The 13603-nt window shown below is 29.1% G+C and carries 12 protein-coding genes; all 12 read left to right on the top strand.

Features of this window, described 5'->3' with window-relative positions:
- Positions 1 to 26 precede the first annotated feature (26 nt).
- Positions 27 to 854, top strand: a complete 828-nt coding sequence (locus QU666_RS07080) for a MetQ/NlpA family ABC transporter substrate-binding protein (RefSeq protein ID WP_021768096.1) — start codon at positions 27 to 29, stop codon at positions 852 to 854.
- A gap of 314 nt (positions 855 to 1168) precedes the next feature.
- Positions 1169 to 3310, top strand: a complete 2142-nt coding sequence (locus QU666_RS07075) for a M13 family metallopeptidase (RefSeq protein ID WP_021768095.1) — start codon at positions 1169 to 1171, stop codon at positions 3308 to 3310.
- Between the two features lie 459 nt (positions 3311 to 3769).
- On the top strand, positions 3770 to 4618 hold the full coding sequence (gene lpxC / locus QU666_RS07070; RefSeq protein WP_021768542.1) for a UDP-3-O-acyl-N-acetylglucosamine deacetylase: 849 nt from the start codon (positions 3770 to 3772) through the stop codon (positions 4616 to 4618).
- Between the two features lie 110 nt (positions 4619 to 4728).
- The gene (gene fabZ, locus QU666_RS07065) at positions 4729 to 5163 is read left to right on the top strand and encodes a 3-hydroxyacyl-ACP dehydratase FabZ (RefSeq protein ID WP_036070062.1); all 435 of its coding nucleotides are present in this window, start codon (positions 4729 to 4731) and stop codon (positions 5161 to 5163) included.
- A 163-nt stretch (positions 5164 to 5326) separates the two neighbouring features.
- Complete coding sequence (gene lpxA / locus QU666_RS07060) at positions 5327 to 6103, top strand: acyl-ACP--UDP-N-acetylglucosamine O-acyltransferase (RefSeq protein WP_021768544.1); 777 nt, start codon at positions 5327 to 5329, stop codon at positions 6101 to 6103.
- A 92-nt stretch (positions 6104 to 6195) separates the two neighbouring features.
- Positions 6196 to 7005: an LpxI family protein gene (locus tag QU666_RS07055; RefSeq protein ID WP_021768545.1), complete on the top strand. Its 810-nt coding sequence runs from the start codon at positions 6196 to 6198 to the stop codon at positions 7003 to 7005.
- 196 nt (positions 7006 to 7201) lie between these two features.
- Positions 7202 to 8410, top strand: a complete 1209-nt coding sequence (locus QU666_RS07050) for a lipid-A-disaccharide synthase (RefSeq protein WP_021768546.1) — start codon at positions 7202 to 7204, stop codon at positions 8408 to 8410.
- Positions 8411 to 8470: 60 nt separating this feature from the next.
- A complete protein-coding gene (locus tag QU666_RS07045) occupies positions 8471 to 9886 on the top strand; it encodes an MATE family efflux transporter (RefSeq protein WP_304984790.1) in 1416 nt (471 codons plus the stop codon).
- A 26-nt stretch (positions 9887 to 9912) separates the two neighbouring features.
- Complete coding sequence (gene plsY / locus QU666_RS07040) at positions 9913 to 10536, top strand: glycerol-3-phosphate 1-O-acyltransferase PlsY (RefSeq protein ID WP_021768548.1); 624 nt, start codon at positions 9913 to 9915, stop codon at positions 10534 to 10536.
- Between the two features lie 17 nt (positions 10537 to 10553).
- A complete protein-coding gene (locus QU666_RS07035) occupies positions 10554 to 11576 on the top strand; it encodes an NAD(P)H-dependent glycerol-3-phosphate dehydrogenase (protein ID WP_036070069.1) in 1023 nt (340 codons plus the stop codon).
- A 45-nt stretch (positions 11577 to 11621) separates the two neighbouring features.
- Positions 11622 to 12443: an RNA polymerase sigma factor RpoD/SigA gene (locus QU666_RS07030; protein ID WP_006804206.1), complete on the top strand. Its 822-nt coding sequence runs from the start codon at positions 11622 to 11624 to the stop codon at positions 12441 to 12443.
- Between the two features lie 15 nt (positions 12444 to 12458).
- Complete coding sequence (dnaN, locus tag QU666_RS07025; protein WP_021768551.1) at positions 12459 to 13586, top strand: DNA polymerase III subunit beta; 1128 nt, start codon at positions 12459 to 12461, stop codon at positions 13584 to 13586.
- Positions 13587 to 13603 lie beyond the last annotated feature (17 nt).

Genomic DNA, 13603 nt, shown 5'->3' with positions numbered 1-13603 from the left:
TAAATAAAAAATTTTTGGAGGTATTTATGAAAAAAATATTATCATTGTTATTAGCAACGGCATTATTTTTAGTAGCTTGTGGAAACAAAAATGAAACTAAAGGAGCAGCTGACAGCCAAGGTGGAGCAGCTGGAAAAACTGAAAAATTAATCGTGGGAGCAACTCCTATTCCGCATGCTGAATTATTGAATTTGGTAAAAGAAGATTTGAAAAAGGAAGGAATTGATTTAGAAGTAGTTGAATTTAATGATTATGTTCAGCCAAATAAAGCACTTGCAGACAAAAGTATAGATGCAAACTTTTTCCAACATGTTCCATACATGGAAGATTTCGGTAAGAAAAATAATATTGAATTATCAGCAGTTGGGAATATTCACTTGGAGCCAATGGCTTTATATTCTAAAAAAATAAAAAATCCTAATGAATTAAAAAATGGGGACACTTTGATAATTCCTAACGATCCAACAAACGGAGGACGTGCATTGATTTTACTTGACAAAGCTGGTATCATAAAATTGAAAGACAACACAAAATTAGATTCTACACCAGCAGACATTGCTGAAAATCCAAAAAATATTAAAATTGAAACATTATCAAATGAGCAAATTGCACCAAGATTAAGTGAAGTTGCAGGAGCAATCATAAATTCAAACTTTGCAATTGATGCTGGAGTTACAAAAAATGAAATTATCCTGATAGAGGGCAAAGATTCGCCTTATGTAAACATTGTTACAGTTCTAAAAGGAAATGAAAATGATGAAAGAGTTAAAAAATTGGTAAAAGCATTACAAAGTGAAAAAATTAAAAAACATATTGAAGAAAAATATGAAGGTAGAGTAATTCCTGCGTTCTAAATTTGTAAAAACAATTATATGGAAAAATAGCTTTAAATTAACTTTTAGAGCTATTTTTTTGTAAACTTCTTGAAATTAATTTAAAAAAAATGTATAATAGACGTAATGCTTTTTAGAAAGGCAAATTAAAAGAAAAAACTTTTTATACTTTTGCCTAATTTAAAAAGTTATTTTTATTTAACTCACATTTTGAGTTTATAAAAAATTTAAATATTTTATAAAAAAGAGAGGAGAAAATATTTTTAAATATTACAATTTGAAAATTAGTTTCAATGTTTATTTAATTTTCAAAATATTTAAAGAGATGAAGAAAAATGAAAAAATTACTTACAGTTTCGTTATTTTTGGCTAGTATTAATTTAATTTATGCAGAAAATGAAAATTATGGATATGAGGAGTTTTCGGTAAAAAGAACATCACCAAAAGAAGCAAAGCCAGTACAGCCTGCACCTAAACAAATGGGATTCTGGGATTTTTATGAAAAGCAGCAGGCAAAATTGTTAAAGGATAACGATAAAAAGTTATTTGATGAACTCAGTCCAACAATTAAAGCAAAAGATGATTTTTATGACTATGTGAATGAGGAATGGACAAAAAAAACACAGATTCCTAGTACGAAGCCAGCATGGGGTTCCTTTTATGAATTAAATGAGAAAAATCAAGATTTTTTACGTAACCTAATAAATGAATTAAAAAATAAATCATCATTGAGTGCAGATGAAAAGAAGGTTATAACCCTTTATGACAGCTATTCTGATATGAAAAAAAGAAATGAAGATGGATTAAATCCAATAAAAAAAGATTTGGATAGAATAGATGCTATACAGAATATTGAAGATTTGAAGAAATACAATATTGAAGTTACAAAAACTGGTGGTTCTGAATTTTATGGATGGGGTGTAGGAACTGATTTAAATGATTCTAAAAATAATGCAATTTATTTAGGAAGTGCTGGAATTGGACTATCAAGAGATTATTTTCAAAAAGATACAAAGGAAAATAGAGCAATATTGGAAGAATATACAAAATATGTAAGCGATATATTAAAATATGCTGATGAAAAAGATGCTCTTGAAAAAGCCAAAAAGATAGTTGCTTTTGAAAAACAGATTGCGAATACATTATTGACAAATGAAGAACGTCACGATGTAAAAAAATATAATAATCCAATAAAAGTTAGTGACTTAGGTACATTATCTAAAAATGTAGATTTAGCACAATACTTGAAAGAATTAAATGTGAAAACTGATAAAGTTATCATAAGTGAATTGAATTATTATAAAAATTTGGATAACTTTGTAAATGATGCTAATATTGACATAATTAAAGATTATATGAAATATAATTTAATAAGCTCTGCTGCGGGTATCTTAACAGATGACATGGGGAAAAGAAGTTTTGAGTTTTTTGGAAAATATTTAAATGGACAAAAAGAAAGAGAAACGCTTGAAAAAAGAGCATTAAACTTTACAAATGGAAGTTTAGGTGAAATAATAGGAAAAATTTATGTTCAAAGAAACTTCTCGCCAGAAGCTAAAAAAAATACACAACAAATGGTTGATTATATTAAAAAAGCAATGAAAAATAGAATTGAAAAACTGGATTGGATGAGTGCAGCAACTAAGAAAAAAGCACTTGAAAAATTAGCAAAAGTTAATGTGAAAATCGGATATCCTGACAAATGGAAAGATTACAGCAAAATGACAATTTCAAGTAATGATACACTTTATGAACAATTGAAAAAAATAAGTGAATGGGAATATGGAGAAGAATTGAAAAAGGTTGGAAAACCAGTAGACAAGAAAGAATGGCATATGGATCCACATACAATAAATGCATATTATTCTCCAACAGGAAATGAAATAGTCTTTCCAGCTGGAATTTTACAATTTCCATTTTATGATTATAGCAAATCAGAAATGGCAAGTAACTTTGGAGCAATAGGAACTATAATCGGACACGAGCTTACACATGCATTCGATGTATCAGGAGCTGAATATGATGGAGATGGAAATGTAAAAAACTGGTGGACAGAAGAAGATAAGTTAAAATTTGATGCAGCAACTAAAAAATTAGAAAGGCAGTTTTCAACTTATTCAGTTGGCGATGGAGTAAATGTTAATGGGAAATTTACATTAACAGAAAATATTGCTGATTTAGGTGGTCTAAATATTGCTTATGATGCATTACAGTTATATTTAAAAGATCATCCAAATTCTACAAAAGCCTATGCTGATACAACAAACAAATTATTCTTCTTAAGTTTTGCAAGAATGTGGCGACAAAAATCTACTCCAGAATATTTAAAAAACTTGGCAAAAACAGATTCACATTCACCAAATATATTTAGGGTAAATGGAACTTTAATAAATGTTGATGCTTTCCATAAAGTATTTGAAACAAAACCAGGAGATAAAATGTACAAAGCCCCAGAAGATAGAATAAAAATCTGGTAAAATAATTAAATAATAAAACAAAAACTATCTTAATTAATATTGAGATGGTTTTTTATTTTGATTTTTTATTATATAAAAAAGCTACCAAAACAAAGATGGTAGCTTAATTCTTCCAAAGAAGAAAATCTATTTATCTAATACAATTATACACTATTTTTATAAAATGTCAAGTTTTTTATTTTTAATATTAATTAAAAGTCAAAATAATAGTTTTACTTTAAAATATTATCGGACGTATCAAATTTTATAATTATTATAATTCTATAAAATTAAGACATCATATAGCTAGTTAATTAGTTATTGAAATTAATACTAGGCAATAAATTATTGACTAATTCACAAAATAATAAAAGGAAAAATATTTAAATTTATGATATAATATTTATAGAAAAAGAAAAAAATTTTATAAATAAAAGCAGAATTGAGACTAAAATTTTAGAAAATGGAGGGAATTAGGACGTGAAAAGAAAAACTATTAAAAACACAGTTGAAATATCGGGAATTGGGCTTCATAAAGGAGAAGAGATAAAATTAACTTTGAAACCTAGCGAAAATAATGATGAAAGAGGAATTATTTTTAAAAGAATAGATGTGAGCGGGAAAAATAATGTTATAAAGGTTGATTATAGAAATTTATTTGATTTGGAGAGAGGAACAAACATTAGGAATGAAGATGATGTGAAAGTTCATACAATTGAGCATTTTTTATCATCACTTTCAATTACAGGAGTGACTGATATTTTAGTTGAAATTTCAGGGAATGAATTACCTATTTTGGATGGAAGTTCGGCTGGATTTGTTGAAAAATTGCTAGAGGCTGGAATTGTAGAGTTAAATGAGGAAATAGAACCTGTTGTAATTACGGAGCCTGTTATATTTTCAGATGAAAAGGCTGGGAAATATGTGATGGCGTTACCTTATGATGGGTTTAAAATATCTTATACGATTGATTTTAATCATAGCTTTTTGAAATCACAGTATTATGAGCTCGAAGTAAATTTGGAAAATTATATGGAAAATATTGCGAAATGCAGAACTTTTGCATTTGATTATGAAATAGACTTTCTTAAAAAGAATAATTTAGCGTTGGGAGGAAGTTTGGAAAATGCTGTGGTAGTGGGATCAGATGGTCCATTAAATCCAGAAGGGTTGAGATATCCTGATGAATTTGTAAGACATAAAATTCTTGATATAATTGGAGATTTATATGTTTTGGGAATGCCTATAAAGGCTCACATTATCGCAATAAAGGCTGGACACTATGTAAATTCAAGATTAACTGAGATGATTGCGAAAAAATATTTATAAAAAATATAAAAATTGCTTGTAATTTGGATAAAAATCAAATATAATGTAGGTATAAAATTTTGAGAATAGTTGAAATAAATAAAAATATAAATTCAGGAGGAATAAAAAATATGGCAGCAAATGAAACAATTATGAATATAGAGGATATTATGAAAATATTGCCACATAGATATCCGTTTTTGCTAGTAGACAAAGTTATCGAAAAAAATGGTACTGACTCTTTGGTAGCAATAAAAAATATTACAATGAATGAGGAATTTTTCCAAGGACACTTTCCAGGAAAGCCAGTAATGCCAGGAGTTTTACAAATAGAAGCGTTGGCACAAGCTGTAGGATTGTTAATGTTGGAACCAGGTAAAATACCTTTATTTATGTCAATTGACAAATGTAAATTTAGAAGAGGTGTTGTTCCAGGAGACCAATTAAGATTAGAAGTAGAGAAAATAAAGGTAAAAAGTAACGTAATAGTCGCACGTGGAAGATGTGTTGTTGACGGTACAGTCGTAAGTGAAGCTGACTTAAAATTTTCAGTACAGGATTTATAATTAGATAATACTCAAACTACTTTAAAATTGGACTTTTTAAAATGAAATAAACCTGTTGTTTGAGTAGCATAAAAGTTTATAAGTTCGATTTTTTAGTAGTTCTATTTAACTTTAAAATTCAAATTTTAAGTAATTCAAAATAAAAGAATGAGGTATGATAATTATGAGTTTAAATATACATCCAACGGCGATTGTTGATCCAAATGCTAAACTTGGAGAAAATGTAAAGATAGGTCCTTACTCGATTATAGGACCAGAAGTAATAATTGGAAATGGAACTGTTGTAGAATCACATGTTGTAATTGAAGGAGAAACGATTATTGGTGAGAATAATTATATTTTTTCTTTTGCTTCGATAGGTAAAGATCCACAAGATTTGAAGTTTGCTGGAGAAAAAACTAGAGTTGTTATTGGAAATAACAATAAAATTCGTGAATTTGTCACAATTCACCGTGGAACTACTGATAAATATGAAACAAGAATTGGAAATAATACACTTGTAATGGCTTATGTTCATATCGCTCATGACTGTATAATTGGAGATAACTGTGTTCTAGCAAATGCTGCTACTTTTGCTGGACATGTGGAAGTGGAAGATTATGCGGTGGTAGGTGGACTTACTGCTGTGCATCAGTTTACAAGAGTTGGACGGCACGCAATGATAGGTGGATGTTCGGCTGTAAATCAAGATGTTGTTCCTTATATGCTGTCTGAAGGAAATAAGGCGAGAGCTGTTTATATTAACATTGTAGGGCTTCAACGTAGAGGTTTTTCAGAAGAGCAGATAAAAAGGCTAAGAGAATTGTATAAAATTATATTTAAGAAAAAGTTGAAACTGGAAGAAGCACTTCAAATTGTTGAACGTGATTATGGACAGTATGAAGAAGCACAAAATCTTGTTAATTTTATACGAAAAAGTAAAAGAGGTATAACAAGATAAAAATCAAAACTTAAAATGTAAAATTTCTCAAAATAATTGATATTTTATTTTGAGTTAATTTTTTAATATAGATATTTTTTTAAGAGGAAAAAATGATAATGGAAAAAGTAGGTTTGATTGCAGGAAATGGGAAATTACCTGAATTGTTTTTGAATCAATGTATTTTGAAGGGGATTGAGCCGTTTTCGGTTTATCTATTTGAAAGTGTGGAAGAAAGCATAAAAGAGCATAGAAATTCTGTAAAATACAGTGTTGCTCAAGTTGGGAAAATAATCTCACATTTTAAGAAAAATGGAATAACTCACTTAATAATGCTTGGGAAAGTCGAAAAAAATCTCATTTTTTCAAATTTAAAATTTGATTTGACGGCAACTAAGATATTATTGTCTACAAAAAATAAAAAAGATAAAAATATTTTAAAGGCAATAATTGATTACATTGAATCAGAAAATATTGAAGTTTTGCCACAAAATTATCTGATGGACGAGTATATTGCAGGAAATGAAACATATACAAAAGTTTTACCAAGTAAAAATGAGGAAAAAACAATAGAAATTGGAATTGAGGCGGCACGAATGCTTACCGACATTGATGCAGGGCAGACTGTTGTTGTAAAAGATGAATCTGTTATTGCATTGGAAGGTGTGGAAGGTACTGATAAGGCAATTTTACGTGGTGGGGAACTAGCTGGGAAAAACTGCATTGTGGTAAAAATGGCAAGACGTAATCAGGATTATCGTATAGATATTCCAACGATTGGTCTGGAAACGATAAAAAAAGTTGTGGAAATTAATGGACGTGGGATTGTAATTGAAGCTGATAAAATGCTGTTCATTGATAAAGAGGAAGTTATAAAATTTGCAAACAAAAATAAAATTTTTATAAAAGGAATCAAGGTTTAAAAGTTTTTTTAGTAAAACTATTTTTTAAAATTAAACTCAAAAATTGTTATAAATAATGATATTTTGTTTAGTTTTTATTATTAAAATATACTCAAATATCTCTATTTTTATCTACAAAATATATAAGATAGATATTTGAATAATTTATAAAGCAGTTTTAAGTAAGTAAATTAAAGAATATAAAAAAGGCTAAAAAATGAAAAATAATAATGAAAATCATATAATAAAAGAAAAAAATAATGATTTATCAATAGTAAAATCTCAAAAAAAGAAAAAAATCTTTATTTCCTGTGGTGAAATGTCTGGAGATTTACACGCTTCATACATTGTGGAAGAAATGCGAAAAAAAGATAAAAATGTTGAGTTTTTTGGTGTGGTTGGAGATAAATCGATAGAGGCTGGAGTTAAGACAGTAAACCATATTAAGAATAATGATGTTATGGGATTTGTAGAGGCTTTGAAAAAGTATGGCTATTTTAACGAAAAAGCCCATGAATATTTAGAATTTATCAAGAAAAATGGAATAGAAACTGTTATTTTTGTTGATTTTGGCGGATTTAATTTAAAATTTTTTGAATTATTAAAAAAGAAAATTTTGGAAAAAGAACTGCAGAATTTGAGAATGATTTATTATATTCCGCCTAAAGTATGGGCTTGGGGGAAAAAACGGATTGAGAAATTAAAGAAATTTGATGATGTTATTGTAATTTTTCCTTTTGAAAAGGCATATTATGATAATACTTTGAAAAAGAATGAATCAAAAGGACTCAAAGTAGAGTATTTTGGAAACCCGTTTGTTGATAAATATGAATTTTCTGACAAGCTGGGAGAAAAAATATTGCTTCTTCCAGGAAGCAGACGGCAGGAAATTGAAAAATTCTTGCCAGTAGTTATGGAACTGGTTAGAAATGAAAAAGTTAAAAATGAGAAATTTTTAATGAAGCTGGCAAGTAGGGATCATATAAAATATATACGTGATTTTGAGGAAAAACACAAAATTGATGTTGGAAAATTTACAAATTTGGAAATAACTTTTGATGAAATAAAAAACATTCGGAAAGATTGCAAATATGCAATAGCAACTTCGGGAACAGTAACTTTTGAAATATCGCTTATGGGACTGCCTGTGATAGTAGTCTACAAAACATCTAAAATCAATGCTTTTATTGCAAGAAAGATAGTCAAAATAAAATATATAACGCTTACTAATCTAAATGCAAATAAAGAGATTTTTAAAGAACTGCTACAGGAAGATTTTTCAGTGGAAAAGCTGCTTGAAGAAATGAAAATTATGGAAAAAAATAAAGAAAATGTTGTTTCGGAATTGAAAAAAGAGAGAGAAAAACTAGGTAATTTTGGAGTTTTGGAAAAAATTGCTGATTATTTGTTAGAAAATAGAGATTAACTTTACAAAAAGGAAAAAATATGGAAAAAAAAACGTGAAGAACTGTTAAAAGGTTCTATTTTGAAATTATTTGTAAAATATTTCATACCAACGCTTATCGGATCTGCGGCAGTTGTTTTATATAATATCGTTGACAGGTTCTTTGTTGGAAAAATTAGCGAAAAGGCACTTGCTGGTGCGGGAATTGCTTTTTATATTGTTATGTTAATTATCGCCTTTTCAATGTTCATTGGAGTTGGAGCTGGAACTATCATTTCAATTCGGCTTGGACAGGGAAAAAAAGGAGAAGCTAAGAAAATATTGGGAAATGCAGTAACCTTGTTTACTATTTTAGGACTTTCGCTGTATGTACTTTTAATATTGAATATTAACACAGTTTTACGATATTCAGGTGCTAATAATGAGACATTGCCATATGCAAGGGCTTATCTGGAAATAATATTACTAGCAATCTTGCCTTTGTTTTATTCATTTGGATTGACAAATGTGTTAAATGCGGCTGGAGCACCACGAGTTGCGATGTTTTCAATGCTGATTGGTGCAGTTGTAAATATTGCTTTGGATTATGTGGCTGTAATGATTATGCATACTGGAATTGAAGGAACTGCTTATGCAACATTAATTGGAAATGTGTTATCTGCGATATTTGTACTTTGGTTTCTGATTGCCGGGAAATTACCATTTAAAATTGATATGTTTGGATTTAAGCTGGAAGAAGAAAGTATTATTACAATAAAATTTTCAAAAATGAAATTAGATTCAAAAATAATAAAGGATATTTTTTCAATAGGAATGTCACCATTTTTGTTACAAGCTGCAAGTTCAGGAGTAGGACTTGTAACAAATAAAATTGTAGATACTTATGGCGGAACTTATGGCGTAGCAGTTATGACAATTATAAATTCATATTTACCAATTATGACAATGAGTGTCTATGCTGTTTCTCAAGCTGTTCAGCCTATAATTGGATTTAATTATGGTGCGAGAAATTTTAGGAGAGTTAAAAAATCTTTGATGACTGCTATAAATGCTGGAGTTGCTTTATCTTTTACATTTTGGATAATTGTAATGCTTTTACCAAAAGAACTGATTTTATTTTTTAACGAAAAAAGTACGCCTGAAGCTCTAAGAGAAGGTGTAAAAGCAATTAGAGTATATTTTTCGCTTGTAATAATTTCATCTTTTGGAATAACTGTGCCAAATTATTTTCAAGCAACGGGACGTTCAAAATATTCGGTTATATTAAATCTATTACGGCAAGTTGTTATATTTCTAATAGTTATGATAACTTTTTCAAATATTTGGAAACTGGATGGAGTATGGCTTGCACAACCGTTTACTGATTTACTTTTTTTCATAATACTTTTAGGATTTTTGTATAAGGAAAAAAGGTTTTTTGATAAAATGATTGAAAGTGAAAATAACTTGTTGGAGTATAATGAAGAGATAGATGAACCAAAAAATCAAAAAAGATAAATTTATTAAATAAAAGAGGAATAAAAATGATTACAATTTTATTAATGGTTATTTCCTATGTTTTGGGAAGTGTGCCAAATGCACTTTGGATAGGAAAAGTTTTTAAAGGGATAGATATTCGTGAGCATGGAAGCAGAAATACTGGCTCTACAAATGCGGCTCGGGTTTTAGGTGCAAAATTAGGTATTTTGACATTAATTTTAGATGTTTCTAAAGGATTAGTTCCGACATTAATGGCAATTTTGCTAAAAGCTGATTTTTTTGAGAATTTGACAAAAATTTCAAATTTGGATTATGTATTAGTTGGAATCTGTGCAATTTTAGGTCATGTATTTTCTATGTTTATGAATTTTAAAGGGGGAAAGGCTGTTGCAACGACACTTGGAGTATTTTTAATTTTAGTTCCAAAGGCTATATTGTTTGCGGCAATTGTATTTTTTGTAGTTTTTGCCGTTTCAAGATATGTTTCGTTATCTTCGGTTTTGGCGGCTATATCACTTCCAATTTTTATATATTTTTTGTATCAGCAAACGATATATGTTATTTTAGGAATTTTAATAGCAATCTTGATTGTAGTAAAACATAGAAGCAATATTGAAAGATTAAAAAATGGAACAGAATCTAAATTCAGTTTAAAGAATAAAGAATAGGAAAGTAAGGGATGATGATGAAAAATATATTGGTTATTGGTGGCGGAAGCTGGGGCACTTGTCTTTCAAAATTATTAGTAGAAAATGGACATAAAGTCTATTTATGGGAGCATAACGAAGAAGTGAGAAAAGTAATTCGTGATACAAAGGAAAATCCACAATTTTTACCCAATATAAAATTACCTGATAATCTTAATGTTGTGGATAATTATGGGGAAGTGCTTGAAAATTCTGAAAAATATGGTAAAGTTGATATTCTTTTATTAGCGACTCCTACACAATTTTTAAGAGCAATTTTAAAAAGATTGAAAAATTTTTTAAATTATAATATAATATTGGTAAATGTTGCAAAAGGGCTAGAAATTGCTACTAAAAAGAGAATTTCTGAAATAGTGGCTGAAGAGCTTGGAAACAAGTCATATAATTATGTTCTGCTGGCAGGACCTACACACGCTGAAGAAGTTGCTCAAAAATTACCATCTGCCATACTTTCCGTATCTGAAAATGAAGAAGCTGCCAGAACAGTGCAAACTACATTTAGTAATCTTTATTTCAGAGTTTATACAGGAACAGACTTGATGGGAGCTGAGCTTGCGGGAGCATTAAAGAATTGTCTTGCAATTGCGGCGGGAATTGCCGATGGAATGGGTTATGGAGATAATACAAAGGCTGCTCTTATAACTCGAGGAATTAACGAAATGTTTGAAATCGCAAAATATTACAATGCCAATCCTAAAACATTTATGGGATTATCAGGGCTTGGAGATATTATTGTAACTTGTACGAGTAAACATAGCAGAAATAGATTTGTGGGGGAAAAGCTGGGACAAGGTGAAAAAATCGAAGATATAGTTTCACATATGAATATGGTGTCAGAAGGTGCAGAAACAATAAAGGCCCTTTATAAAATTATAAAGGAAAATAATCTGAAAGCACCTATTTTTACAGCACTTTATGAAGTGATCTACAATGGAAAACCAGTTTCAGAACTGGAATCTACATTTATGAGCAGAGATTTAAAGTCAGAATTTTTAAGCTAAAAATAAGTTAAGAAATTATATAAAAAATAAAATTGGAGTGAGGTAATGGAAGATAACAACTTAAACTTGATGTCGTTATATTTAAGTGATATTCAAAAATTTGATCTACTCTCAAAGGAGGAAGAATATGAACTGTTAAAACGGATTAGGGAAGATGATGATGAGCAGGCAAGGCAGTTATTGATTTTATCAAATTTAAGATTGGTAATAAGTACAGCTAAAAAGTCTCTTGGAAACGGGCTTCCTTTGATTGATTTGATCAGTGAGGGTAATATTGGATTAATAAAAGCTATAAATAAATTTGATTATGAAAAAGGACATAGGTTTAGTACGTATGCAGTATGGTGGATAAAGCAGTCAATAAAAAAAGCCATCATTAATATAGGACGTGATATAAGAATACCTTCTTATAAATACGAACAATTGTCAAAAGTGAATAAAGTTATAAAAGATTATACTGCCATTCATGGGGAAGCTCCATCAACAGAGTATATTGCAAAGGAAGTTGATCTGAAAGAAAGTAAAGTTATTTTACTTTTAGGAGAATTTCAGGATATAATGTCTTTGAATGAAACAATTGGAGATAATATTTATTTGGAAGACATCATTGGAAAAAATGATGATGTGGAAGATAAAATAATAAAAGAAGATCAGCTAATTGAAATGAAAGACTTGCTTGAAAGAGTTCTGAATGAACGTGAAAGAGCGATTCTCGAATATCGTTACGGACTGTATGACAATAAAATCCATACATTAAAGGAAATCGGTGAGCAGATGGGAATTACTCGTGAAAGAGTCAGACAGATAGAAAAAAAGGCAATAACAAAATTAAAAGAACATTTGGAAGAATATAAAGATATATTGTAAAGGAGAGGTGAATATATGTTACATATAATTGTAGATAGAAAGTCGTTATTAAAAGCTATAACTATAGTGGAAAATGCAGTAACTGAAAACAAAATAAGAGAAGTCCTTTCTGGAATTTATATTGAAACAAACGAAGGAAAGGCAATTTTACGAGGAACAGACTTGGAGCTGTCTATAAATACAGAAATATCGGCACAAGTTGAAGATGAAGGAAAAATTGTTATAAAACACAAATTAATTGAAGAATTTTTAAAACAAATTTCTGATGAAAAAATTACATTGATTGAGGAAAATGGGAAATTAGTAATTCAGGCAAGTTCAACAAATACAGAGTTTTCATTATATGATGCTAGTAATTTTCCAGTTCAGTCAAAATTGGAAAATGGAGTGGAATATGTTTTTGAAAAGGAAAAATTATTAAATAATATTGAAAATGTAAAAATTTCAGCTTCCCCAAATCCAGAAAATCTAGCTGTGAACTGTATCAGACTGGAAATCGAAGAAGATAAATTAAAACTTGTTTCATCTGATACATACAGATTGACATATATTGAAGAGGATTTGGATGAAACTCAACAAGGAAAAGAAAATCTTAGTCTAAGTATCCCATTAAAGACAATTGACGGATTAATAAAAATTATGAAACTTATTGATGAAGAAAATATTACTGTAAAGTCAGACGGTTCAAAAGTATTCTTTCAATTTTCGAATGTAGAAATTTTAACTCGTACAATTGATTTACAATTTCCAGATTATAAGTCAATTTTAAATAATTCACAGCATAATAAAAAAATATTGTTAAATACAAAAGATTTCTTATCTGTACTAAGGAGAACAGCTATATTTGTCAGAGATAACAAAGAAGCTAAAAATGGTGGTATATTTAATTTTGCTAATAACAAGCTGTTACTTACTGGAACTAGTGAAAATGCACAAATAAAAGAAGAAATTGTTACAATTCAAGAAGGTGCAGATTTGAAAATTTCATTGAATGTAAGATTTTTACTTGATTATATTTCTACAATTGAAGGAAAAGTAACTGTGCTGGAATTACTAAATAACAAGAGTTCAGTAATTGTAAGAGATGAGGATAATGATAAATCCCTATACTTCACAATGCCATTGGCACTTAGGGAAAGTTAATTAATTTTGCGAAAGGA

This window comes from Leptotrichia sp. HMT-225, assembly GCF_030644325.1.
GTDB lineage: Bacteria > Fusobacteriota > Fusobacteriia > Fusobacteriales > Leptotrichiaceae > Leptotrichia > Leptotrichia massiliensis.
Note: the sequence above shows the minus strand (reverse complement) of the source record. Positions and strands in the feature narration are given on the sequence as shown.

Bases quoted from the DNA above. Each gene is read 5' to 3' on its own strand.
- QU666_RS07035 (WP_036070069.1), top strand. From the start codon at position 10,554: ATGAAAAATATATTGGTTATTGGTGGCGGAAGCTGGGGCACTTGTCTT.
- plsY (WP_021768548.1), top strand. From the start codon at position 9,913: ATGATTACAATTTTATTAATGGTTATTTCCTATGTTTTGGGAAGTGTG.
- QU666_RS07030 (WP_006804206.1), top strand. From the start codon at position 11,622: ATGGAAGATAACAACTTAAACTTGATGTCGTTATATTTAAGTGATATT.
- dnaN (WP_021768551.1), top strand. From the start codon at position 12,459: ATGTTACATATAATTGTAGATAGAAAGTCGTTATTAAAAGCTATAACT.
- QU666_RS07075 (WP_021768095.1), top strand. From the start codon at position 1,169: ATGAAAAAATTACTTACAGTTTCGTTATTTTTGGCTAGTATTAATTTA.
- QU666_RS07055 (WP_021768545.1), top strand. From the start codon at position 6,196: ATGATAATGGAAAAAGTAGGTTTGATTGCAGGAAATGGGAAATTACCT.
- lpxA (WP_021768544.1), top strand. From the start codon at position 5,327: ATGAGTTTAAATATACATCCAACGGCGATTGTTGATCCAAATGCTAAA.
- fabZ (WP_036070062.1), top strand. From the start codon at position 4,729: ATGGCAGCAAATGAAACAATTATGAATATAGAGGATATTATGAAAATA.
- QU666_RS07080 (WP_021768096.1), top strand. From the start codon at position 27: ATGAAAAAAATATTATCATTGTTATTAGCAACGGCATTATTTTTAGTA.
- QU666_RS07050 (WP_021768546.1), top strand. From the start codon at position 7,202: ATGAAAAATAATAATGAAAATCATATAATAAAAGAAAAAAATAATGAT.